Origin of the sequence: Janthinobacterium sp. CG_23.3, from assembly GCF_046115965.1 — a bacterium.
Classification (GTDB): Bacteria; Pseudomonadota; Gammaproteobacteria; order Burkholderiales; family Burkholderiaceae_D; genus Janthinobacterium.
Map to the genome: position 1 here is coordinate 16,890 of NZ_JBJXIB010000014.1, position 22,360 is coordinate 39,249.

Annotated in this window: 20 protein-coding genes; 14 read left to right on the forward strand and 6 right to left on the reverse strand. The window is 65.7% G+C overall.

Going from position 1 to position 22,360, the window contains the following annotated elements; translation table 11 throughout:
* Positions 1–329: 329 nt before the first annotated feature.
* The 13 genes from ACFDR9_RS05945 to ACFDR9_RS06005 all read left to right on the forward strand — a co-directional run bounded on the left by ACFDR9_RS05945 (position 330) and on the right by ACFDR9_RS06005 (position 11,771).
* Positions 330–887, forward strand: a complete 558-nt coding sequence (locus tag ACFDR9_RS05945) for an NADPH-dependent FMN reductase (protein WP_017876093.1) — start codon at positions 330–332, stop codon at positions 885–887.
* A gap of 181 nt (positions 888–1,068) precedes the next feature.
* Complete coding sequence (locus tag ACFDR9_RS05950) at positions 1,069–2,505, forward strand: cytochrome ubiquinol oxidase subunit I (protein WP_409030382.1); 1,437 nt, start codon at positions 1,069–1,071, stop codon at positions 2,503–2,505.
* Positions 2,506–3,513 (forward strand): cytochrome d ubiquinol oxidase subunit II, encoded by a 1,008-nt coding sequence (cydB, locus tag ACFDR9_RS05955; protein WP_409030383.1) that lies wholly within the window; start codon positions 2,506–2,508, stop codon positions 3,511–3,513.
* Positions 3,513–3,641: a DUF2474 family protein gene (locus ACFDR9_RS05960; RefSeq protein WP_017876090.1), complete on the forward strand. Its 129-nt coding sequence runs from the start codon at positions 3,513–3,515 to the stop codon at positions 3,639–3,641. The genes cydB and ACFDR9_RS05960 overlap by 1 nt, the downstream gene beginning before the upstream one ends.
* A 205-nt stretch (positions 3,642–3,846) precedes the next feature.
* Positions 3,847–5,241, forward strand: coding sequence for a hypothetical protein (locus ACFDR9_RS05965; RefSeq protein ID WP_409030384.1), 1,395 nt, complete (start codon positions 3,847–3,849; stop codon positions 5,239–5,241).
* A 110-nt stretch (positions 5,242–5,351) separates the two neighbouring features.
* On the forward strand, positions 5,352–5,747 hold the full coding sequence (locus ACFDR9_RS05970; RefSeq protein ID WP_409030385.1) for a hypothetical protein: 396 nt from the start codon (positions 5,352–5,354) through the stop codon (positions 5,745–5,747).
* Positions 5,748–5,860: 113 nt separating this feature from the next.
* Entirely contained in the window at positions 5,861–6,166 is a 306-nt protein-coding gene (locus ACFDR9_RS05975) for a hypothetical protein (RefSeq protein WP_157406533.1), read from the forward strand.
* Positions 6,167–6,168: 2 nt separating this feature from the next.
* Positions 6,169–7,527, forward strand: a complete 1,359-nt coding sequence (locus tag ACFDR9_RS05980; RefSeq protein ID WP_409030407.1) for a TolC family protein — start codon at positions 6,169–6,171, stop codon at positions 7,525–7,527.
* Positions 7,528–7,529: 2 nt separating this feature from the next.
* The gene (locus ACFDR9_RS05985; RefSeq protein WP_409030386.1) at positions 7,530–8,930 is read left to right on the forward strand and encodes a multicopper oxidase family protein; all 1,401 of its coding nucleotides are present in this window, start codon (positions 7,530–7,532) and stop codon (positions 8,928–8,930) included.
* A 19-nt stretch (positions 8,931–8,949) separates the two neighbouring features.
* Positions 8,950–9,447, forward strand: a complete 498-nt coding sequence (locus tag ACFDR9_RS05990) for a plastocyanin/azurin family copper-binding protein (RefSeq protein WP_409030387.1) — start codon at positions 8,950–8,952, stop codon at positions 9,445–9,447.
* A complete protein-coding gene (locus tag ACFDR9_RS05995; RefSeq protein WP_409030388.1) occupies positions 9,444–9,770 on the forward strand; it encodes a copper-binding protein in 327 nt (108 codons plus the stop codon). Before ACFDR9_RS05990 ends, ACFDR9_RS05995 begins: the two co-directional genes overlap by 4 nt.
* 161 nt (positions 9,771–9,931) lie before the next feature.
* Positions 9,932–10,420, forward strand: coding sequence for a hypothetical protein (locus tag ACFDR9_RS06000; RefSeq protein ID WP_409030389.1), 489 nt, complete (start codon positions 9,932–9,934; stop codon positions 10,418–10,420).
* Between the two features lie 52 nt (positions 10,421–10,472).
* Entirely contained in the window at positions 10,473–11,771 is a 1,299-nt protein-coding gene (locus ACFDR9_RS06005) for an NAD(P)/FAD-dependent oxidoreductase (protein WP_026132736.1), read from the forward strand.
* 105 nt (positions 11,772–11,876) lie between these two features.
* Here the strand turns inward: ACFDR9_RS06005 and ACFDR9_RS06010 are convergent, their stop codons facing one another.
* From ACFDR9_RS06010 to ACFDR9_RS06025, 4 genes are all read right to left on the reverse strand, one after another.
* A complete protein-coding gene (locus ACFDR9_RS06010) occupies positions 11,877–12,545 on the reverse strand; it encodes a sensor histidine kinase (RefSeq protein ID WP_017876079.1) in 669 nt (222 codons plus the stop codon).
* Positions 12,546–12,689: 144 nt separating this feature from the next.
* Positions 12,690–14,054: a sensor histidine kinase gene (locus ACFDR9_RS06015; protein ID WP_409030390.1), complete on the reverse strand. Its 1,365-nt coding sequence runs from the start codon at positions 14,052–14,054 to the stop codon at positions 12,690–12,692.
* Complete coding sequence (locus ACFDR9_RS06020; RefSeq protein WP_409030391.1) at positions 14,044–15,210, reverse strand: FIST signal transduction protein; 1,167 nt, start codon at positions 15,208–15,210, stop codon at positions 14,044–14,046. Before ACFDR9_RS06020 ends, ACFDR9_RS06015 begins: the two co-directional genes overlap by 11 nt.
* Positions 15,211–15,316: 106 nt before the next feature.
* A complete protein-coding gene (locus ACFDR9_RS06025; RefSeq protein WP_409030392.1) occupies positions 15,317–16,942 on the reverse strand; it encodes a response regulator in 1,626 nt (541 codons plus the stop codon).
* 360 nt (positions 16,943–17,302) lie between these two features.
* Here ACFDR9_RS06025 and ACFDR9_RS06030 point away from each other — a divergent pair, with 360 nt between their 5' ends.
* On the forward strand, positions 17,303–17,722 hold the full coding sequence (locus ACFDR9_RS06030) for a hypothetical protein (protein ID WP_409030393.1): 420 nt from the start codon (positions 17,303–17,305) through the stop codon (positions 17,720–17,722).
* 91 nt (positions 17,723–17,813) lie between these two features.
* Here the strand turns inward: ACFDR9_RS06030 and ACFDR9_RS06035 are convergent, their stop codons facing one another.
* Together ACFDR9_RS06035 and ACFDR9_RS06040 are read right to left on the reverse strand one after the other, a co-directional pair.
* Complete coding sequence (locus ACFDR9_RS06035; RefSeq protein WP_409030394.1) at positions 17,814–18,794, reverse strand: diguanylate cyclase domain-containing protein; 981 nt, start codon at positions 18,792–18,794, stop codon at positions 17,814–17,816.
* Between the two features lie 348 nt (positions 18,795–19,142).
* Complete coding sequence (locus ACFDR9_RS06040; RefSeq protein WP_409030395.1) at positions 19,143–22,139, reverse strand: ATP-binding protein; 2,997 nt, start codon at positions 22,137–22,139, stop codon at positions 19,143–19,145.
* Positions 22,140–22,360: the final 221 nt, after the last annotated feature.

Here is a 22,360-nt window from a genome sequence, read left to right on the forward strand (position 1 = left end):
GGAGTATGGTTTGATCGCACCAATTCCCGGCTTGCCGGCGGCAATGTGGGCGCCCCCGGCCGGGTTGCGCCCGCCGAGCATCCGGCACGGCGTCGATCACTTCGCGCGGCAAGCTCCACATCGACGCCTTGCCCACCATGGATACGCTTGTTGCATCGACACGCGAAAGCCGCCATGTCGAGATCCGCCCCCGGGAGTGTCGCATCGCCATGCTTGCACGGCGGCGCGGCTGCGCCTTGTTTGGCGCCGGTAAGGTGCGGCAGAGGTGATGATTTTGTGCCAATATAGGCGGCACGCCTTGTTTTTCTATACTCATTTTCGGGGATTTCATGAGCCAATTTAATATTGCCGTCGTCGTCGGCAGCCTTCGCCAGGATTCGTTCAACCGCAAGATGGCGGGCGCCATCGCCAAGCTGGCGCCGGCGCATTTTTCGTTCACGCAGGTCGAGATCGGCGATTTGCCCTTGTACAACCAAGACCACGACGGCGCGCCGTCCGAGCAGGTCAAGCGGCTGAAGTCGCAGATCGCCGGCGCCCAGGGCTTGCTGTTCGTCACGCCCGAATATAACCGCTCGATTCCCGGCGTGCTGAAAAACGCCATCGACCACGCGTCGCGTCCGTACGGGCAGAGCGTCTGGGCCGGCAAACCGGCCGGCGTGCTGGGCGTGTCGGTCGGCGCCGCCGGCACCGCGCTGGCGCAGCAGCACTTGCGCAACATCCTCGGCTACCTGGACGTGCCGACGCTGGGCCAGCCGGAAGCCTTTATCCAAGCCAAGGAAGGCTTGTTCGACGAGGCCGGCAACATCGGCCCGGCCAGCCTGGCGTTTCTGCAGGGCTGGATGACGCTGTATGTCGGCTGGGTCGAGAAGCACGCCGTGCCGGCCTGATCGGCATCGGTCCATCCCGGGGAAGCCGCTGAAAAGCGGCTTCTTGCATTGGCGCCCGCACGTCGGTCGAGTTCGCCGCGCAAACTGATCCGGTTTTTTCTCCCGTTTCTGAGTCTGGTATGTCTTTCCGCCTAGCTCTACAGTGGGGGCCTTCAAGTACACGCTTCGCCGGGAAGGTATTATGTTTGGTCTCACAGCGCTCGAACTGGCCCGTATCCAATTCGGCTTCACGATTTCGTTCCACATCGTTTTCCCCGCCATCACCATCGGGCTGGCCAGTTACCTGGCGGTGCTGGAGGCAAGCTGGCTGCGCACGCGCCAGCAGGTCTACCGCGACCTGTACCATTTCTGGTCGAAAATCTTCGCCGTCAACTTCGGCATGGGCGTCGTCTCCGGCCTGGTGATGGCCTACCAGTTCGGCACCAACTGGAGCCAATTTTCACAGTTCGCCGGCAGCATCACCGGCCCCTTGCTGACCTACGAAGTGCTGACCGCCTTCTTTCTCGAAGCCGGCTTCCTGGGCGTGATGCTGTTCGGCTGGAACAAGGTCGGCCCGGCGCTGCACATGATGTCGACGGCGATGGTGGCGCTGGGCACGCTGATTTCGGCCACCTGGATCATCGCCTCGAACAGCTGGATGCACACGCCGCAGGGCCACGCGGTGGTGGACGGTCGCGTCATTCCGGTCGATTGGCTGGCGGTGATCTTCAACCCGTCCTTCCCCTACCGCCTGCTGCACATGAGCGTGGCCGCCTTCCTGGCGACGGCGCTGCTGGTGGTGGCCTCGGCCGCCTGGCATTTGCTGCGCGGCACCGACAACCCGGCCATCCGCAAGATGATGGCGATGGGCCTGTGGCTGGTGCTGATCGTCGCGCCGATCCAGGCCGTCATCGGCGACTTCCACGGCCTGAACACCTTGCAATACCAGCCGGCCAAGATCGCCGCGATGGAAGGGCACTGGCACAACGAGGCCGAGGGCGGCACGCCGCTGATCCTGTTCGGCTGGCCCGACATGGAGCGCGAGGAAACCCGCTTCAAGATCGAGGTGCCGCGCCTGGGCGGCCTGATCCTGGCGCACGACTGGGACGGCAAAGTGCCGGCGCTGAAGGACTTCGCGCCGCGCGACCGCCCCAACGCCACCGTCGTGTTCTGGACCTTCCGCGTGATGGTCGGCCTGGGCGTGCTGATGATCGCGCTCGGCGCCTGGGGCGCGTGGCTGTGGCGCAGCGGCAAGCTGTGGCGCGCGCGCCTGTTCCTGCGCTGCGCCTTGCTGATGGGGCCGGCGGGCGTCGTCGCCATGCTGGCCGGCTGGTTCACCACCGAGATCGGGCGCCAGCCGTGGACCATTTACGGCCTGCTGCGCACGGAAGACGCGGTGTCGGCGCACGGCCCCACCGAGCTGGGCGTGACGCTGGTGCTGTTCGTGCTGATCTACTGCGCGGTGTTCGGCACCGGCATCGGCTACCTGTTCCGTCTGATCCGGGTGGGGCCGAAGCCCAACGAGGGCGGGCGCGTGGACGAGGGCGGCCCCGGCCACGAGCGCACGCCGGCGCGGCCGCTGTCGGCGTCGAGCGACAGCAACACCGGCGACCCCAGCCAACAAGAAGGAGTGAGCTAAATGGGTATCGATCTGGCATTAATCTGGGCGCTCATCATCCTGTTCAGCATCATGATGTACGTGGTGATGGACGGCTTCGACCTGGGTATCGGCATCCTGTACCCGTTTTTCGCCGACAAGGACGAGCGCGACGTGATGATGAACACCGTCGCCCCCGTGTGGGACGGCAACGAAACCTGGCTGGTGCTGGGCGGCGCCGGCCTGATGGCGGCCTTCCCGCAAGCCTACGCGGTGGTGCTGAGCGCCTTCTACCTGCCCCTGATCTTCATGCTGATGGGCCTGATCTTCCGCGGCGTGGCGTTTGAATTCCGCTTCAAGGCACGCGAGCACGAGCGCCACTTCTGGGACAAGGCGTTCATTGGCGGCTCGGTCGCGGCGACGTTTTTCCAGGGCGTCACGCTGGGCGCCTACATCCAGGGCGTGCCGGTGGCCGGGCGGGTGTATGCGGGCGGACCGCTGGACTGGATTTCGCCGTTCTCGATCTTCACCGGCGCCGGGCTGCTGGTCGCCTACGCCTTGCTCGGCAGCACCTGGCTGATTATGAAGACCGACGGCGACTTGCAGCGGCGCGCCTACGCCATCACGCGCAAACTGGTGTGGCTATTGCTGGCGGTGATCGCGGCGATCAGCTTGTGGACGCCGCTGCAGGACGCCGCCATCGCCCGCCGCTGGTTCAGTCTGCCCAATCTGTACTGGTTCGCGCCGGTGCCGCTGCTGGTGCTGGCCAGCGCCTGGCTGCTGCACCGCTCGCTGCGGCTGCGGCAACAGGCGCTGCCGTTCATCTACACGCTGGCGCTGGTGTTTCTAGGCTACAGCGGGCTGGGCATCAGCCTGTGGCCGCACATCATCCCGCCGTCGGTGACGATCTGGCAGGCCGCGTCGCCGCCGCAAAGCCTCGGCTTCACGCTGGTCGGCGCGCTGCTGATCATCCCGATGATCCTGGTCTACACTGGCTGGGCGTACTATGTCTTCCGCGGCAAGGTCAGCCACGGCGAGGGCTACCACTGATGCGGCGCAGCCCGTGGTGGAAACGGCTGGGCTGGCTGATCGTCATCTGGTCGGCCAGCGTGGCGGCGCTGGCGCTGGCCGCGTGGCTGATGCGCCTGCTCATGCGCGGGGCGGGGCTGAGCAATTAGACGAATAGGGTGTGTCCAATACGGGTGGTTCCGAGCGCTTGTTCGGCCTTGCTGGTATCGTCCTTCCTTGCGCCAGTTCCGCACTTGCCTTGAGTCTGGGTTCAGTATCGGTGATCGCAAACGCTTTGCGACTACGCAACGCCAAGTAAGGAATGGATGCGGCACCTGGCCGCGAACAAGACGACAGCATGGAAAGGTAAAAACATTGGATACGCCACATTCTCAACTCAACGGCGGGGCGCCTGTCAACGCGCGGGCTTTGCAGCCCGCGGAGACGCTCAACAGCAGCTGTTTTTGCAGCAGCCTGGATAAGGACGCGCTTCGGCTGGCGCTGTCGGATGACCTCGACTCCCCGGAGCTGTACGAGTTGGTCGAATCTCGATGCCCGTTTTTGTTTTCGTCACGCCCGATATTCGTGTCGGATAGTCAGAGCGCGCGCATCGCCGGGGTCGTTGAAGCGATTGAGTCCGTCATTGCCATGCCGGCCTATCGCGCAAAGGTGCTGGCAGGTGCGCCTGCAATCGCCCGGCACGACCCCGGCGGCGCCAAGGGTGTGTTCTACGGATACGACTTCCATTTGCGCGGCGACGTGTTGGCACTCATCGAGATCAACACCAACGCCGGCGGGGCGATGTTGAACGCCATGATGGCAAAGGCACATCTGTCTTGCTGCCTTAGCGCCCCGGCGCTTGCGGCGGCAATCGCCACAGGCGCCACGCTTGAGGAAAGCATATTCACGATGTTTGAGGCGGAGTGGGGCGCCTCCGCGCGCCAGCGTCCGCTTCGCAGCATCGCCATCGTAGACGAGGCTCCGGAGCAACAGTATCTCTATCCCGAATTCATTCTGTTTCAGCGCCTGTTCGAGCGCCACGGTGTGCGTGCCGTCATCGCAGCGCCCTCGGAGCTGAGCTTCCACGGCGGCGTGCTGCGCCACGGAGAGCTGGAAATTGACTTGCTCTACAACCGGCTCACCGACTTCATGTTGGAATCGTCCGCTTGTGCGTCGCTTCGCGCCGCTTACCTCGACCGCGCGGTCGTGCTGACACCTCATCCGCAGGCGCATGCGCTATGCGCCAACAAGCGAAATTTGGTGTTGCTTTCCGATGAGCTTCAACTAGCGGAGCTGGGCGTGCCCGGCGGCGTGCGAAAAATTTTGCTGGAGAACATCCCGCACACGGAACTGGTCGATGCCGCGAATGCGCAGCGTCTATGGGCGAATCGCCGGCGGCTCTTCTTTAAGCCGCTGGCCGGCTATGGCGGCAAGGCCGCGTACAGGGGCGAGAAGTTGACGAAGCGTGTGTGGGAGGACATTCTTGCCGGCGATTATATTGCGCAACTGCTCGTCCCGCCAGGCGAGCGTGTCAATGGCACCCAAGCCAATCCCGAGCCACTCAAGTTCGACTTGCGCAGCTATGTTTATGACGGCCGGGTGCAATGGACGGCCGCCCGGGTATATCAGGGCCAGACCACGAATTTCCGAACGCCGGGCGGTGGATTCGCGCCGGTCTATAGTTTGGACGACGGGAGCGCGGCCGCTGAAATTGCGTCCATGTCGCTGGATGCGAGCTGCCTGGCTGCCTGCGGCGGCGCTTGTTCGTGATAGCGTAGGCCGATACCCTTGCGCCTGCTTCTTGTTCAGCGCAAGTAGCCCTTGACCTTACCCCGGTGGTAAGGTTTACAGTGTGCTTGTTTACTTCATACTCCATTTCGATGAACCGCATCCTGGTCAGATTAATGCTCTGGTGTTTGCTCGCCGCGCTGCCCTTGCAAGGGTTTGCCGCCGCGCTCAGGATCTGTGGCGACCATGCGGCACCGAAAACGGTGCAGACGCACGAAGCCGGGCACGACCATCACAACGCCGGGTACGACCATCACGAAGCGACCGCGCAACACGCGCACGCCGACACGCCGGTCCAGGGTTGCCTCGACGATTCCAGTTGTAGCGCCTGCGCGGCCTGCTGCGTTGGCGCCTGCGCGCCGCCATCCTGGCCGAGCCTGCCAACAATTCCCCACGGTTCCGCAGCGGTCGCACTGACGCCCGCGCCGCTGGTCTCGGGCTACATCCCCGGCGGCCTGGAACGCCCCCCTCGGCACAGCCACGCCTGAACGCCTGTAGCGCTGCCGCGATAATCTGCCATCGCGCCGGACGCATCGTCTCAATCGCATTCGAGGATTTACCAATGAAATCAATACACTGTCTCGCGCTGTTGGCGTGGGCCTTGCTGCCGCTCGCCGTTTTTGCCGAGCCGGCCAGCGAGCCCGCCGACGCGCTCGCTCCGGTGCCCGCCACGCGCTACGATTCGGTATTTGCGCAGTATCGGCCCGCTACCGAACAGAAAGACTCGCCGGACAAGGTTTGGCGCGCCGTCAACAAGGAAGTCGAGGGCGGCGGCATGGCGCATATGGACCACGCCGCGGCTCCGGCCGCCACACCCGGCAAGGCCGAGTCGAAGCCGGCACCGGCAGCCGCCGACCCGCACGCGGGCCACGACATGCATATGCAACACCAGCAGAAGGGGAAATGAGCATGCCGACTATCCACACAAGACGCCTGACGCCGATGGCGCTGGCTCTGGCGGCGTTGCTACTGAGCGGATGCGCCAGCTTTTCCAAGGACGGCGGGCTCGACTCGATCTCGGCCATGACGCGGGAGCGCACCGGCCAGGCGCTGCCGCGAGCCGGCGCCGACAACGCGCCCGAACTGGCGGCGCTGTTGGCCCAGCCTCTCGACGCCGAGGCCGCCGTGCGCGTGGCGCTGATGAACAACCGCGGCCTGAAAGTGGCGTTGGCCGAGCTGGGCGCGTCCGAGGCCGACTTGGTGCAGGCCGGGCGCATGCGCAATCCCGGCTTGTCGTTCGGCCGCATGCACGGCGGCGGCGAGAGCGAAATCGAGCGCGGCATAATGTTCGACCTGGTCGGCTTGCTGACCTTGCCGGTGCGCAGCGGCATCGAGCGCGGCCGTTTCGAGCAGGCCAAGTTGCAGGCGGCGTCGCAGGCGGTGAAACTGGCCGCCGATACCCGCCGCGCCTGGTTCAACGCGGTCGCCGCGCAGCAGACGGCCAGTTATATGGAGCAGGCCGCCGGCGCGGCCGAGGCCGGTGCCGAGCTGGCCGCGCGGATGCGGCGGGCCGGCAATTGGAGCAAGCTCGACCAGGCGCGCGAGCAAGTGTTCTACGCCGACGCGATGGCCCAGTTCGCGCGCGCCAGGCATGCCGCCACGGCCGCGCGCGAGCAACTGACGCGCCTGCTCGGCCTGTGGGGCGGCCAGACCGCGTTCACGTTGCCCGAGCGCTTGCCGGACTTGCCCCAGGCGCCCGACGACATGGCCGACATCGAGTCGCTGGCGATGCAGCGCCGCCTCGATATTCAAATGAGCAAGCACGACGCGGCGGCCAGCGCCCGCGCGCTGGGGCTGACCCGGGCCACCGGCTTTGTCAATGTGCTCGACGCCGGCTACATCAACAAGAGCGCCAGCGGCAAGCCGCGCGAAAACGGCTATGAAATCGCGCTGGAGCTGCCGCTGTTCGACTGGGGCGGGGCGCGCACGGCGAAGGCCGAGGCGCTCTACATGCAGGCCGTGCACCGCAGCGCCGACAGCGCCGTGCGGGCGCGCTCGGAGGTGCGCGAGGCGTATTCGGCCTACCGCGTCGCCTACGACCTGGCGCGCCACCAGCGCGACGAGGTGGTGCCGCTGCGCAAGAAGATCTCGGACGAGGTGCTGTTGCGCTACAACGGCATGCTGGCCAGCGTGTTCGAGCTACTGTCCGACGCGCGCGAGCAAATCGGCAGCGTCAACACGGCGATTGAAACCCAGCGCGACTTTTGGATCGCGCAAACCGAGTTGCAGTCGGCCATCAACGGCGCCGGCGCGGCCGCAAAGGAATAAGCATGAGCACACGTAGAGACTTCTTTAAAAACGCCGGCGTGCTGGCGATGGGCGCGGCCGCCGTCAGCCGCGTCGGCGCGGCGTCGTTGCCGGAAGCCGCCAGCATGGCCGACGCCGCCACCCAGGCGCCGCCGCTGCCGCCGAGCGGCCGGCCCTTTCACCCGGTCGTCACGCTGAACGGTTGGTCGCTGCCCTGGCGCATGAACAACAACGTCAAGGAGTTCCACCTCGTCGCCGAGCCGGTGGTGCGCGAGCTGGCGCCCGGCATGAAGGCCAATCTGTGGGGCTACAACGGCCAATCGCCCGGTCCGACCATCGAAGTGGTGGAGGGCGACCGCGTGCGCATTTTCGTCACCAACCGCTTGCCCGAGCACACCAGCGTGCATTGGCACGGCCAGCGCTTGCCCAACGGTATGGACGGCGTCACCGGCCTGACCCAGCCGGGCATTGCGCCGGGCAAGACCTTCGTCTACGAATTCGTCGCGCGCCGCCCCGGTACCTTCATGTACCATCCGCACGCCGACGAAATGACGCAGATGGCGATGGGGATGATGGGTTTTTGGGTGACCCATCCGAAGGACCCGAATTTCATGAAGGTGGACCGCGATTACGTGTTCCTGCTGAGCAACTACGATATCGATCCCGGCAGCTACACGCCGAAAATCAACACGATGACGGACTTCAACCTGTTCACCTTCAACAGCCGGGTTTTCCCGGGCATCGACCCGATGGTCGCGCGCCTGGGCGACAAGGTGCGCATCCGTTTCGGCAACCTGACGATGACCAACCATCCGATCCACCTGCACGGCCACGAATTCATGGTCACCGGTACCGATGGCGGCTGGACCCGGCCGGAGTCGCGCTGGCCGGAGGTGACCACCGACGTCGCCGTCGGCCAGATGCGGGCGATCGAATTCGAGGCCACCGAGCCGGGCGACTGGGCTTTCCATTGCCACAAGTCGCACCACACGATGAACGCGATGGGCCACGACGTGCCGACGATGATTGGGGTAGACCATCGCGGCATGGCCGAGAAGATCAACAAGCTGGTGCCCGATTACATGGTCATGGGCGAGCGCGGCATGGCCGATATGGGCGAGATGGAGATGCCGCTGCCGGACAATACGCTGCCTATGATGGGCGGCAAGGGGCCGTTCGGCGGCGTCGGCATGGGTGGCATGTTCACCGTTGTCAAGGTGCGCAGGGAGCAAAAGCCGGGCGACTACCGCGACCCCGGCTGGTACCGGCACCCGGCCGGCACGCTCGCCTATGAATGGACCGGTGCCTTGCCCGCGCCTGTGCGCAGTGGCAAGGCCGGCGGCAAGTTGATGGCGCCGGCGGCCACGTCGCCGGACGTGGAAATGACGGTACGCAAGCCTTCCGGCCATGCCGGACACAATTGAACAAGACGAGGAATATTCCATGAAACAGCTTAATCTGATCAGCATCGTTCTCGCGGCGGTTTGCGCCGCCGCCGCGCCGGCCGTGCTGGCCCACGAGGGCGCCGCGCACAAGGAGGCGGCGACGATTTCGCCCGACGAGCACGATTTCGGCAGGCAGGGCGACCCCGCCAAGGTGACGCGCGAGATCAAGATCGACATGAGCGACGCGATGCGCTTCACGCCGTCGAACTTGACGGTACGCCAGGGTGAAACAATACGCTTTGTCGTCAGCAACAAGGGCGGGGCGCTGCATGAAATGGTGCTCGGCTCGATGGCGCAGCTCAAGGCGCACGGCGCGATGATGCGCGAGCATCCGGGCATGGAACATGACGATCCCTATATGGCCCACGTCAAACCGGGCGGGCAGCAGCAGATGGTCTGGCAATTTACCAAGGCGGGCGAGTTCAACTTCGCTTGCCTGGCGCCCGGGCATTTTGAGGCCGGCATGATTGGCAAGATCAGGGTGAGCGCAAAATGATGAAAACCATGATGCGGCAATTGGTATTGGGCGCCGCGCTGGCGTTCGGCGTCGCGGCCGCGGCCGGTGCCGCTAACACGCCCGCGGCCGAAGCGGCAACGCCGCGCAGCGAAGGCGAAGTGCGCAAGGTCGACAAGGAGGCCGGCAAGATGACGATACGACACGGCGAGCTGAAGAATCTGGGCATGCCGCCGATGACGATGGTGTTCCGGGCCGCCGACCCGGGCATGCTGGAGCGCGTCAAGCCCGGCGACAAGGTCAGCTTCGTTGCCCAGAAAGTCGATGGCGCCATCACCGTCACCGACATTGAGGTCGCGCGCTAGCTTTGCGGCGCGGCGGCCAATTGCTTATGTGCTTTACCGAACAGAGGGGTTGCGCATGGGATAGTAGAATTGCGGTTAGGCAGTCAAGGGCAACCGCCCCAGCCACCCAGTCTTGCCGCGACGTTTGGCGCAGGACGTTTTTACTAGATGAAAGAGCCATCATGAAAACCCTTCTTTTTGCCGCGAGCCTGCTGGTGATGTCGTCCGCCGCCATGGCGACCGACGTTGGTGTATCGATCAATATCGGTCAGCCGAATTTCTATGGCCGCATCGACATTGGCCAGATTGCGCCGCCGCCGGTGATCTACGCCCAGCCGCTGATCATCGAGCGCCCGGTGCGGTACGTCGAGCGCGCGCCGATTTATCTGCGCGTGCCGCCGGGCCATGCCAAGAAGTGGTCGAAGCACTGCCGCGCGTATAATGCTTGCGGCCAGCAAGTGTATTTCGTGCAGGATGGCTGGTATAACAATGAGTACGCGCCACGCTATCGCCAAGAGCACGGCGATAACGGCGGACGCGGCGGGCGTGACCACAACGATCGTGACGATCGCGACGATCGTCGTGACAAGCACGACAAGCACGATAAGCACGACAAGGGTCATGGCAACGGCAACGGTCATGGCAACGGCCATGGCAGGGGCCACGACTAAGCGAGACCGGGTGCCAACCACGCCGGTCTGAACACACCATAGCGGAGGTTGTTTGCATAGCAAAATCGTAATCGTAGGTGGCGGGGCGGGCGGTCTGGAGCTGGCTTGCAAGTTGGGGCGCAAGCTCGGTCCCAGCCAGGTGATGCTGGTCGACAGCCGCCTGTACCATATTTGGAAGCCTTCCCTGCACGAGGTTGCCGCCGGCACCCTCGACATTCATCAAGAGGGGCTGTCATACCAGATGCTGGCCCACGATAACGGCTTTACCTACGTCTACGGCGCCTTGACGGCGCTGGACGCCGGCGCGAGCACGCTGGCCGTCGGCGCCATCGCCACCGAGGCGAACGAAGAGGTCATGCCGGCGCGCAGCATTGGCTATGAATCGCTGGTGCTGGCCGTCGGCAGTACGTCGAATTACTTCGGCGTGCCGGGCGCCCAAGAACACACCATTTCGCTCAACGCGACCGAAGACGCCGAACGCTTCCGCTTGAAATTGCTGAAACTGCTGGCTATGGCCGAGTTGCGCAAGGAAACCGAGGCCGACGCCAGCGTCGATATCGTCATCATCGGCGGCGGCGCCACCGGCGTCGAGCTGGCCGCCGAATTGCGCGAGGCCAGCAGTGTCTACGCCAGCTACGGTTTCCGCCGCCTGCATGCAGTCAAGGATGTCCGCATTACACTGTTGGAAGGGGCGCCGCGCATCTTGGCGCCGCTGCCGGAGCGCGTCTCGGCGGCGGCCGTGAAACTGCTCAACGAGCGCGGCATCACCGTCGCGACCGACACGCGCGTGACGGCCATCGACGCCGGCAAGGTCAGCGTCGCAGGTGGCACCGAATACCGCGCCAACATTTGCGTGTGGGCGGCCGGTATCAAGGCGCCGGATTTTTTAAGCGGCCTCGGCCTGCCGACCAACCGCGCCGGCCAGATCGAAGTCAATGGCATGCTCAGCGTCAATGGATTCCCGAATATTTACGCGCTGGGCGATTGCGCCGCCTGCGTCGGCGCCGAGGGCAAGCTGGTGCCGCCGCGCGCCCAGGCCGCCCACCAGCAGGCCGATTATCTGCTCGAAACGTTCTTGCGCCAGAAGGCCGGCAAGCCGGCTCAGGCAAAGCCGTATGTTTACCACGATTACGGTTCGCTGGTGTCGTTTGGACACAGCACCTCGGTTGGTACGTTGATGGGTTCCTTGAAGGGCCTGAGCTGGTTCGTCGAGGGTTTTTTCGCCCGCATGATGTACGTCAGCCTGCACCTGCTGCACCACCAGGCGGTGCTGGGTACGGTGCGCACCGGCGTGCTGGCGGTGGCGCGCTTTTTAATCAAGCGCACCACGCCGCTGGTCAAGCTGCATTAGCGCGATTTTCGTGGGTCGGGTTAGCCCATCGGGCGTAACCCGACGATATTAGCCTGGAGCGGCGCGTTCCGCTCATCCGACCTACGACACGCCAACCCAGCGCAATTACTGCGCCAATTTCGGCAGCGTGACCGTCAGGACGGTGCCGCTGCCCTGGCTGGCGGCCAGCACCAGCGAGCCGCCCAGGTATTGCACGCGCTCGCGCACCGCGCGCAGGCCGTGTTTGCTCAGTTGCGTCGCCGGGCCGTCCTGCAGGCCGATGCCATTGTCCTTTACCGTCAGCATCAAGGCTTCGTCGTTGTCGTCGACGATGATGTCGACTTCGCTGGCCCGGGCGTGCGCGACGATGTTGCTCAGCGCTTCTTCGAGCGTGCGTAGCATGGCAACGCCGTGGCCGCGCGGACAGGACAATTCCTCTTCCGGCAGGCTGCAGCGCACGGCGATCTGGTGCTGTTCGCCAAACTGCGCCGCCAGTTCGCTCAACGCCACGTTGACGCCCAGGAACTCCAGTTTGTCGTTCCACAACTTCATCTGCATCTGGCGGTTGGTTTCGATGATGTTCAGCAGCAGTTGTTTCATCTGCGCGGCGCGGTCGAGCAGCGGGCGCTCCTGCGGCATTTGTTGCGTCAGCAGCGACAGGTGCATGGTCAGCGCCGTCAGCGACGATCCCAGGCTGTCGTGCAACTGGCGCGACAGGTTGCGCCGTTCGTTGTCCCAACTGGTGTTGACGTGGCCGAGCAATTCGCTCAGGTCGGCCGCACGCAGCGCGTCCACCTGTGACGATTCGGCAAATGCTTGTTGTTTGGGCTGTGCGGACATAGGTGGCCGTGAAAGTGGAAGTGTATTTACCTCCGGATAATACATGAGGTGGGAAAAGTTTGGCGCACCGCGGGCGTGCGCCGCGTCGTGGCGCTCGGCCTAGTCCGGGTCCGCTTCGCGGTCGCCGCCCGGCGCCGGGCCGTTGCGCGCCGGCGCCACGCGCGGCAGCGTCAGCGTAAAACAGGTGCCGCGGCCGGGCGCCGTGCTGACGTCGACCTTTCCGCCGAGTAATTGGTGCACCTGGTTGTAGCTGATGTACAGCCCGAGGCCGGAGCCGCCCCGGCCGAATTTGGTGGTGAAGAAGGGTTCGAAGATATGGCCGACCTTGTCCGGGTCGATGCCGTTGCCGTCGTCGCTGAACGACAACGTGACGCCGTCGACGTCGTCGCCGGCGGCGCGCAGCGTCATGAGCCCCTCGGCGCGCCCTTCGAAGCCGTGCATCAGCGCGTTGTTGATGAAGTTGGTCAACACCTGGCTGATGGCGCGCGGATAGCTTTCCATGTCAATCGACGGCGCTACCTCCAGCGCCAGGCGATAGGGCGAATTGCGCAGCTGCGGCGCCAGCACCGACATGGTGTCCGCCACCAGTTCGCTCAGGTTGAAGCGGCGCCGCTGCTCGCTGACGCCGTCGATGGCGATCTGCTTGAAGTGGCCGATGATGTCGGCGGCGCGCAACAGGTTGCGCTCCAAAATTTCGCCGATATGTTCGGCGTCCAGCAAATACTGGTCCAGCATGCTGCGTCTGAGCTGGCCCCCGGCGTGCCGAGTCTTCAACTGGCGCGCCTCGTGCGCCAGTGAGGTGGCGACCGTCAGGGCGTTGCCGATTGGCGTGTTGAGCTCGTGGGCGATGCCGGCCACCAGCGAGCCCAGCCCGGCCAACTGGGCGGTGCGCACCAGCTCCTTCTGGGTCACTTTCAAGTCGTCGAGCGCGCGCGACAGGTTGCTGTTGGCCTGCGCCAAATCGGTGGTGCGCTCCAGCACGCGCGACTCCAGGTATTGGTTCAGCTTGCTCAACTCGTTTTCGGTGGCGGTCAGGTCGCGCACCTGGGCCAGCAGTCGGGTGGTCAGGTCGTTGTAGTCGCGCCGGGTCACCTGCAATTGCCGCGCCGTGCGCTCGCTTCTGGACTCGGCGGCGAACAGCTTTTGTCTGGCGTCGTCGGCGCCGGCGATGGCGGCCAGCCAGCCGGGCGCCAGCACGCCGACGAAATCCACGCTGGCCGGTTCGACCGTTATGTGCCACAGGCTGGCCGACAGTTGTTCCAGCTGCGCCGGCGCGCCAACGGTCATGACGACGCCCTGCAAACGCTGGGCGTAATCGGGCAGCAGGGCGCGCACGGCCGCGAGGTCGTCGACCAGTAGCACGACCGGCCTGGACAGCAGGTCGCGCTTGCTCGGCGCCAGGCGCGTGAAGCCGGCCGGCACCAGTTCCAGCGTCGTCAGCAAAGCGACCGTGCTAAGGGCCATCGGCGTTGCCTAGCAAGAGGAGGACATACGTCATATTGTGGAGCAGGTTGCGGGTATATTTTCCTTCGTGAAACAGCGGGCCGATTTCGCCGAACGAGGGGAAGCCGGCGATGGGCAGGCCGGGGAAGCGTTCGGCGACGGCCTGGACCTCGAAAGCGGTGTCGCCGCCGAGCAGCAGTTTGCGCCCGGCGCAGCTGACCACGAGCGCGGCCGACGGCGCGAAGCCGGTGGCGGCCGCGGCGGTGGCGATGGCGTGCACCTCGGCCACCAGTTGCGCCGGGTTGGCCAGGCAAACCTGCACCGTCTCGCCGGGTTCTATGCCGCCGTGCAAGGTGAGGGCGCCGTTTTCGGCGCGCGAGTTTTGGGCGATGCTGCGCAGCTTGCGTTCTCCGCCGCGGCCGCCGTCCAGGATCGTCAGCGTGATGGCGCCCTGGTCCGAGCGCAGGAAGGGCTTGCCGGTTTCGCGTTCGACGAAGCGGGCCGCGTCGACCCCGGCTATGCGGCTGAGCAATTTGCCGGCCGCCTCGTCGATCCTGCCGGGGGCGCCGACCGCCGCGATGGTGTTGCCCACATGGATTTGAAACGCCAGCGGGCCGTCAACGGCCAGCATGACCACCGAGTCCGGCGCCAGGGCGCCGTCGGCAAACAGGCAGCAGTACTCCATCTTGTCGTTGTCGTCGGCGGCCATGCCGCCCACCACCGGCACGGCGACCTCGTCGCGGATCACGGTTTCAATGCGGCTGGCGTCGGTGTTGAAGTCGGACAACAGGAAATAAAAGGCCGGCGCGCGCCCCTCCAGGCGCGCCGCCAGCTTGGCCAGCGCGCGCCGCACCGCACCCTCGGGGTCGGCGCCGACGCGCTCGCCCGTTTCGACGTGCCAGCGCACCTTGCCGCCTGAGTTCAGGGCGACGGCGGCGGCGCCGATGTCGCCGCTGTGGCCCAGTTCGTGGACGCCGTCGCCGCTGGCGCCGATGACGCGCACCGCCGGGTTGTCCAGGCCGTCGCGCAGCCCGTCCATGAATTCGTCCCAGTTGTGGTAGTGGACGGTGACAAACAGGAAGACGATTTCGGGATCGACTTCGGCCAGCGTTTGCCCGAGGAACAAGGCGGCGCGGTAGGCGTCGACGATGGTGGTGCTGGCCGATTTCGCACGCATACTGCTTTCCCCTGGTGAGTGGAAGAATGGTCGTGCTTTGTGGTAATGATTATCGCAGATTAGCGGCGCTGGATCAGAAAAATCGCCGGGCGCGACGGCCGGCGCGCTATGGCGTGGCGCCGGCGTGGACGCAACCCTGTATGGCGCTGAGCAAGTGGTCGATGTCGACCGGTTTCACCAGATGCAGGTCGAAGCCGGCCTCGAGCACGCGGCGCTTGTCCTCGGCCAGGCCGTAGCCGGTCAGCGCGATTAGTTTCATGTCGCGCGTGCGCGGGTCGGCGCGCAGGCGCCGCGCCACTTCGTAGCCGTCGATGCCGGGCAGGCCGATGTCGACCAGCGCCAGCTCGGGCAGGAATTCGGCCGCCGCCTGCAGGCCGAGCAGGCCGTCGGCGGCGTGGCGCACCGGGTAACCGTGGCAGGATAGCATCATCGCCATGACCTCCCGGCCGTCCTCGTTGTCCTCGATGAGCAAAATGCTCGGCAGGTCGAGCGCGTCGTCGCCGGCGACGGCGGCCGCCGCGGTTTGCGCCTGCGGCCGCGCCACGGCCGGCAGGCGGATCGTGAAGGTACTGCCGCGGCCCGGGCCGTCGCTGCGGGCGCCGACGCTGCCGCCGTGCAGTTCGGTCAGGCGGCGCACCAGCGCCAGGCCGATGCCCAGCCCGCCCTGGGCGCGGTCGATGGTACTGGTGCCTTGGACGAAGACGTCGAACACGTGCGGCAGCAGTTCGGCCGGTATGCCGACGCCGGAATCGCGTACCGTCAGCACCAGTTCGCGGCCCTCTGCGCCCAGCGTCACGGCGACGTTGCCGCCGGGCGCGGTGTATTTCAACGCGTTGTCGACCAGGTTGCTGACGATTTGTTCGATGCGGGTGGCGTCGCCGTCAATCCAGCCCGGCGCCGCCTCCAGCGCCAGCGTGTACTGGGCCAGGCGGCCGGTGGCGCGGAAGGTGTCGACGCAGCTCGCCACCAGCGCCGCCAGGTCGAGCGCCTGCCGGCTCAGCAGGATCTTGCCCGACATGGCCCGGCTCAGGTCGAGCAGGTCGTCGACGATGCGACCCAGGTGACGGCTCTGGCGCATGATGATGGTGCGGGCGCGGGCCACGCCGTCAACCGAGACGCCGGGCAGGCCGATGAGGGCGGCGGCGCTGCTGATGGCGCTGAGCGGATTGCGCAGCTCGTGTCCCAGCATGGCGAGGAATTCGTCCTTGGCGTGGTTTTGCTGCTCGGCCGCCTGGCGTTCCTCGATTTCGCGGGTCAGGCGCTTGTTGGTGGCGATCAGCTCGGTGCTGCGCTGGCTCAGTTTTTGGGCCTGCTGGCGCAGTTGTTCGTTCTTGCTGGCCAGCGCGACGAACACCGAGACCTTGGCGTACAGGATCTGCGGAATCACCGGCGTAAACAGGAAGTCGACGGCGCCTTTCTGGTAGGCTTTTAAACGGTCGATTTCATCGGCCAGGAAGGCCGTCACGAAAATAATCGGGATGTTCGCCGAGCGCGCCCGCTGGTGGATCGCCTCGGCCGTTTCAAAACCGTCCATGCCGGGCATGTTGACGTCGAGCAGGATCACCGCGAAGTCGTGCAGCAGCACCTGGCGCAGGCCTTCCTCGCCCGAACGCGCCGCCATGACTTCGTAATGTTCCTGCTCGGCCCACTGCGCCAGCAAGCTGGTGAGGGCGAACAGGCTGTTGGCGTCGTCGTTGACCACCAGAATTTTGGGCTTGTCGATTTTAAGCACGTGGTCTCTGTACTGCGAATGTGCGGAACGCATCCCGGATTTGTTGCTGGAAGCGGGGCGGCGCGTAAGCCGCCGGCACCCCGACAATTCGCCTGCCTATGCATCCCCGCTTGCGCAAGGAAAATTGCTTTAAAGAAGCCGGCCCATCATATCAATAGCGTTTGCCAATGTCAAAAGCGCTGATGCGTTGGCGTGCGTCTATATCAATTTCCGGACGCGGGACGGCGCACAAGGGGCAGCGGCGGTGGCGCCATTGTGTTCGATTGCGCACATACGCGCCGCGGCGCGCGTGCCATATTGTGTGTGCGGGCTGCGCGGTGCGGCAGCCGCCCCCATTGGATTGAAGTGAAAGGACGCATTATGAATATCGCCACCATCGTCGACCACCAGTACATCGGTAAGAGTTTCCGCGACATCGCCGGCGCGCCCGTCAGCGCGATCAAAGGCGTCAGCGCCGCCGACGCCAAGATGCTGCACCACGCGTTTGGCATCAACACCGTGCGCGACCTGGCCAATTTGAACTTCGTGAAGTGGGCCGCCGCGCTGGTGACGCTGGCCGACGAGGAAACCTTGACGGCGGAGGAGAAGGCCAAGGAGGAATTGCTCGACGAGGCCGTTGAAATGACCTTCCCGGCCAGCGACCCGATTTCCGTCGACGCCGGCATCACCCGCATTGAAGTGGCGCCGGACAAGGTGGACGCGCATACCGACCACCAGCGCGCCGGCCAGCAAGAGACGCCGGAAGAGGCGGCGGCGCGCGAGGCCGGCGCCAAGGCCTGACAGGGAGGTATGGGCGGGCCGGGTTAGCGCGCAGCGCGCGCGTAACCCGACAATGTTGGCGCAAAGCCAGCACGTCGCGCTTGGGCCATCCTCAGGCGACCGACGGCACCGCGCTCGGCACGTTCTTCGGGCCCGCTCCGGCGCCCGGCGGGGTGCAGCAAAAGCGGTTCTTGCCGGCCCGTTTGGCTTCGTACAGCGCACTGTCGGCCATGTTGATCAGCGCCTCGACGTTGTCGGCGTCGTCTGGGTAGACGCTGATGCCTATGCTGGTCGACAATTTCAGCGTCAAGTCGTTGATGAAGTAAGGTTCGGAGACGATTTCGACGAGCTTAGAGGCCGGTTCGCTGGCGTCGCCCAGGCCCGACAGCGAACCGAGCACGATAACGAACTCGTCGCCGCCGATGCGCGCCACCGTGTCTTCCTTGCGCGACGAACCAACCAGGCGCTTGGCCACCATTTTCAGGATCTCGTCGCCGTAGGCGTGGCCGTAGGTGTCGTTGATGGCCTTGAAGCCGTCCAGGTCGAGGTACATGACGGCGGCGCGGCCCTGGTTGCGCTCGGCGTGTTGCAGCGAGGTGGAGATGCGGTCTTCCAGCAGGCGCCGGTTCGGCAACCCCGTCAGCGGGTCGTGCAGCGCCAGTTCCTGCTGCTGTTTGCTGTATTGCGCCAGTTCCTTGTAGAGCAGGCGCACCTCGAGCATGTTGTGGATGCGCTTGTGCACTTCCAGCAGGTCGAAGGGTTTGCTGATGAAGTCCCGGGCGCCGGCTTCCAGCGCGGCGATCTTGAAACTGGGCTGCGCCGTCAGGGCCAGCACCGGCAGGTATCCGCCTTGTTCGATTTCCTTCAAGCCCTTCATTACCTGGAAGCCGTTCAGCTCCGGCATTTGCAGGTCGAGCAGGATCAGGTCGTAGCAATGCTCGCGGTGCAACGGGCACACCTGGCCCGGCTTCATGGTGGCGGTGACGTTGGTGTAGCCGGCGTCGCGCAGGATTTCCAGCATCAGGTCGATGTTGTCGGGCGAGTCGTCGACCACCAGAATCTTGGCTTTCAAAATTTCTTCTTGGCTGGGCATAGTGGTCTCGTCAGTGCTGGGAAAACGACGCTGGCTGATAGCGTTTGAAACAATGGTAGCCCCTCGCTGTCATGCAAGGGACACGTCTTGCAGGCCGGATCTCTGCCATTGTCTTGATTGCTCCGGTAATAGTTGGCACACTGTGCCGCCTGCATATAGTGTAACAAAGATCAGCTAAGTTGCTTGTAGGACAGTGCCGCGTCTTCAAGTAGGAAGGTCAAGCTGCCATTTTTGCAATCTTAACCTCGATCGCGGCCGGCCACGATGGCGCTTATCAATATTACTTTTCATTATAGGTCGAGTCCGCCGGACCCGTCGCTCAATACGTACACCATTCGTCCGCTGCGTTCAGCGCAGGCCGCGTCCGCACAGTCCGGCCACGGTGTCGAGCAGTTGCGACGGCTCGACCGGCTTGGCCACATGCGCCTGGAAACCGGCGTCGATGGCGCGCTGGCGGTCTTCCGGCCTGGCGAAGGCCGTCAGCGCCACCGCCGGCAGCGCGCCGCCACGTTCCTGGCCGAGCGCGCGCACCAGGCCGAGCAGGTCGAAACCGTCGACGTCGGGCATGCCGATGTCGCTCACCAGCACGTCCGGGCGCTCGTTGAGCAGCAATTGCAGCGCCTGGGCCGCGTCGGCGGCCTTGAATACCATGGCGTTGCAGTCGCTCAGGATGCGCTCTATCAGCTCGCGCGCGTCGGCTTCGTCGTCGACCACCAGCACCTTCAGGCGCGACAGGTCGGGCAGGGGTAGGTCGCGCGGCTCCGGCTCCGGCGCCGGCGCCGCCGCCATGTAGCTGCGCGCGGCGGGGCGCGCCGGCGCCGACGTCGTGGCCAGCGGCAGTTGCACGCTGAAGCTGGCGCCCAGGCCCTCGCCGGGACTGGCGGCGCTGACGCTGCCGCCGTGTTGCTCGACCAGATGCTTGACGATGGCTAGGCCCAGCCCCAGGCCGCCGTGCTTGCGCGTGGTCGAGGCGTCGCCCTGGCGGAAGCGCTCGAACACGTGCGGCAGGAACTCGGGGCGGATGCCGATGCCGCTGTCGCGTATGGTGATGTCGGCGTAGGAATCGCTTTGCCGCACCCGGATGTCCACTTCGCCGTCCTTCGGCGTGAACTTCAGCGCGTTCGACAGCAGGTTCCAGATTACCTGTTGCAGCCGGCTCGGGTCGCCGGCGATGGCGCCGACGCCGGCCCCGACGTGGCTCAGCAGGCGGATGTTCTTGGCCTCGGCGGCCGGGCGCAGCGCCTCGATGGCGGCGTCGATGATGGTCGCCGGCAAGATCGTCTGCATCTCCAGTAGCACCTTGCCGGAGGTGATGCGGCTCATGTCGAGCAAGTCCTCGATCAACTGGGCCTGGGCGCGGGCGTTGCGCTCGATGCTTTGCAGGCCGCGGTGCAGGTCGGCCTGGTCGCGCGTGCCGCGCCGCAACACCTGCGCCCAACCGAGGATCGCCGACAGCGGCGTGCGCAGCTCGTGCGACAGCGTGGCCAGGAATTCGTCCTTCATCTGGTTGCTGCGCTCGGCCTCGGTACGGGCGTAGCGCTCGCTGTCGAGCAGCACCTTGCGCTCCTCGGCGGCGCGCTGGGCCGCCTCGTACAGGCGGGTGTTGTCGATGGCCACCGCGGCCTGGGCGGCGATGCCGCCGACGATGCGCTCGGTGCGGGCGGTGAAGACGGCCGCTTCGGGGTGGCCGAAGAACAGGCCGCCGAGCACCTGGCCGGAGCGCGACACCACCGGCACCGCCAGGTAGCTGCGCACGGCCGGGTGGCCGTCCGGCACCGCCCAGTGCAATTCGTCTTGGCCGTAGCGCGCGTCGCCTTGCAGGTCGTCGGCGCGGATCGCGCCCTCGCCGCGCAGGGTCGGGTCGAACAGCGCGGCGGCGCGCGACGGCGGGAAGCGGCGCAGCGCCTCGGCGCCGGCGCCCGACAGCGTGTACTGCGTCAGCGCGGCGCCGTTGGCGTCGGTGCCGTTGTAAAAGAAGGCGCCGAAGCGCGCGCCGCTGATGCGGGTGGCGGCGTCGGTGACCTGTTGCAGCAGCGTCTTCAGGTCGAGCGTGCTGGCCAGCGCGCTGCCGGTGCTGTTGAGCAGTTCGAGGATGTTGCTTTCGTCGCGCAGCGCCTCCTGCACCCGCTTCACCTGGTCGACGTCGGTGCTGGTGCCGAACCAGCGCAGCAGTCGCCCGGCGCTGTCGCGGATCGGGTTGGCGCGCGTCAGGAACCAGCGGAACTGGCCGTCCGCGCCGCGGATCGGGAACTCCATCTCGAACGGCGTGCCGCTGCGCAGCGACTGCTCCCAGAGATTGAGCATTGGCGGCAGGCTGGCCGGATCGCAGGCCGCCTGCCAGCCGTCGCCGGCGGTCTGCCCGGGGCTGCTGCCGGTGTACTCGTACCAGCGCTCGTTGAACCAGGTGACGGCGCCGTCGAAATGGGCGATCCAGGCCAGTTGCGGGATCGAGTTGGCCAGCGCGCGCAATTGCTCCTCGCTCTGGCGCAGGGCGTCGTCGGCCTGCTTGCTCAGTGTAACGTCGCGCACCATGCCGGTCATGCCGAGCAGGGCGTCGTCGTCGCCGAAATTGCCCTGGCCGACAATCGAAATCCAGCGCTGGGCGCCACTGCCGCTCAGGACGCGGCATTCGATGGCGTAGGCGCCGCAGCTGGCCGCCGCGTCCGTGAAGGCGCTCGCGACCGCCTTGCGGTCGGCCCCGGCAATGCGTTCGCGCAGCACCGGCCAGGTCACCGGCGTGTTGGCCGGCAGGTCGAACATCTCGGCGGCGCGCCGGCCCAGCGTGATCAGGTCGCTGGCGGCGTCCCAGCTCCAGTCGCCCAGCTTGCCCGCCGCCAACGCCACCTGCAGTCGGACGGCGCCCTCGCGCAGCGCCAGTTCGTCGGCCTTGCGCTGGGTGATGTCTTGCAGGTAGCTGGTCAGGCCGTCACTGGACGGGTAGGCGCGCACGTCGAGCCAGCGCTTGAGCGGCAGGTAATACAGTTCGAAGCCGACGCTTTCCTGGCATTCCAGGGCGCGCCGGTATTGCGCCTCCACCACCGTGCCGCGCAATTCGGGCAGGGCCTGCCACAGCGTGTTGCCGGTCAGGTGGTCGCGGCCGTTGCCGGACGGGCGCAGCATGTCCTCGGCGCGGGCGTTGATGTACGTGATGCGCCAGCCGCGGTCGAGTACCAGCAAACCGTCGGTGATGCTCTCGAGCAGGTTGCTCATGCGCTCGTTGGCCAGGCGCAGCTCTTCCCGGAGTCCGGCCGCCTCGCCGTCGGGCTGGGGCGCCAGCCGCATGTTGGCGCGCGGCGCCGCGGCCGCGCGCAAACGCAGGTCCTCGTCGTGGTCGTGTTTTGCCATCAGCCGCCCCGCGAAAGGTTGCCGGCCGCGGCGGGCGCGGCGCGGGTCGCCGTCGGCTGGCGCCGGCGGGGGCTGGTGGGCTTTGTGGGAGGGATCATGATTGTCAATCAAAGCCGTCTTTGTTCGTCGCGGCGGCCGCGCAAGGTGCGGAGTCCGCCTACCGGTTCATTGTAGCGCTTTACGGCAAAATTGATTCACACCATTGGCCGCGCCGTGTGCGA

What these genes read in the sequence shown, in the direction of transcription:
- ACFDR9_RS05945 (WP_017876093.1), top strand. Translation starts at nt 330, where the DNA reads ATGAGCCAATTTAATATTGCCGTCGTCGTCGGCAGCCTTCGCCAGGAT.
- ACFDR9_RS05950 (WP_409030382.1), top strand. Translation starts at nt 1,069, where the DNA reads ATGTTTGGTCTCACAGCGCTCGAACTGGCCCGTATCCAATTCGGCTTC.
- cydB (WP_409030383.1), top strand. Translation starts at nt 2,506, where the DNA reads ATGGGTATCGATCTGGCATTAATCTGGGCGCTCATCATCCTGTTCAGC.
- ACFDR9_RS05960 (WP_017876090.1), top strand. Translation starts at nt 3,513, where the DNA reads ATGCGGCGCAGCCCGTGGTGGAAACGGCTGGGCTGGCTGATCGTCATC.
- ACFDR9_RS05970 (WP_409030385.1), top strand. Translation starts at nt 5,352, where the DNA reads ATGAACCGCATCCTGGTCAGATTAATGCTCTGGTGTTTGCTCGCCGCG.
- ACFDR9_RS05980 (WP_409030407.1), top strand. Translation starts at nt 6,169, where the DNA reads ATGCCGACTATCCACACAAGACGCCTGACGCCGATGGCGCTGGCTCTG.
- ACFDR9_RS05985 (WP_409030386.1), top strand. Translation starts at nt 7,530, where the DNA reads ATGAGCACACGTAGAGACTTCTTTAAAAACGCCGGCGTGCTGGCGATG.
- ACFDR9_RS05990 (WP_409030387.1), top strand. Translation starts at nt 8,950, where the DNA reads ATGAAACAGCTTAATCTGATCAGCATCGTTCTCGCGGCGGTTTGCGCC.
- ACFDR9_RS05995 (WP_409030388.1), top strand. Translation starts at nt 9,444, where the DNA reads ATGATGAAAACCATGATGCGGCAATTGGTATTGGGCGCCGCGCTGGCG.
- ACFDR9_RS06000 (WP_409030389.1), top strand. Translation starts at nt 9,932, where the DNA reads ATGAAAACCCTTCTTTTTGCCGCGAGCCTGCTGGTGATGTCGTCCGCC.
- ACFDR9_RS06015 (WP_409030390.1), bottom strand. Translation starts at nt 14,054, where the DNA reads ATGGCCCTTAGCACGGTCGCTTTGCTGACGACGCTGGAACTGGTGCCG.
- ACFDR9_RS06020 (WP_409030391.1), bottom strand. Translation starts at nt 15,210, where the DNA reads ATGCGTGCGAAATCGGCCAGCACCACCATCGTCGACGCCTACCGCGCC.
- ACFDR9_RS06030 (WP_409030393.1), top strand. Translation starts at nt 17,303, where the DNA reads ATGAATATCGCCACCATCGTCGACCACCAGTACATCGGTAAGAGTTTC.
- ACFDR9_RS06035 (WP_409030394.1), bottom strand. Translation starts at nt 18,794, where the DNA reads ATGCCCAGCCAAGAAGAAATTTTGAAAGCCAAGATTCTGGTGGTCGAC.
- ACFDR9_RS06040 (WP_409030395.1), bottom strand. Translation starts at nt 22,139, where the DNA reads ATGGCAAAACACGACCACGACGAGGACCTGCGTTTGCGCGCGGCCGCG.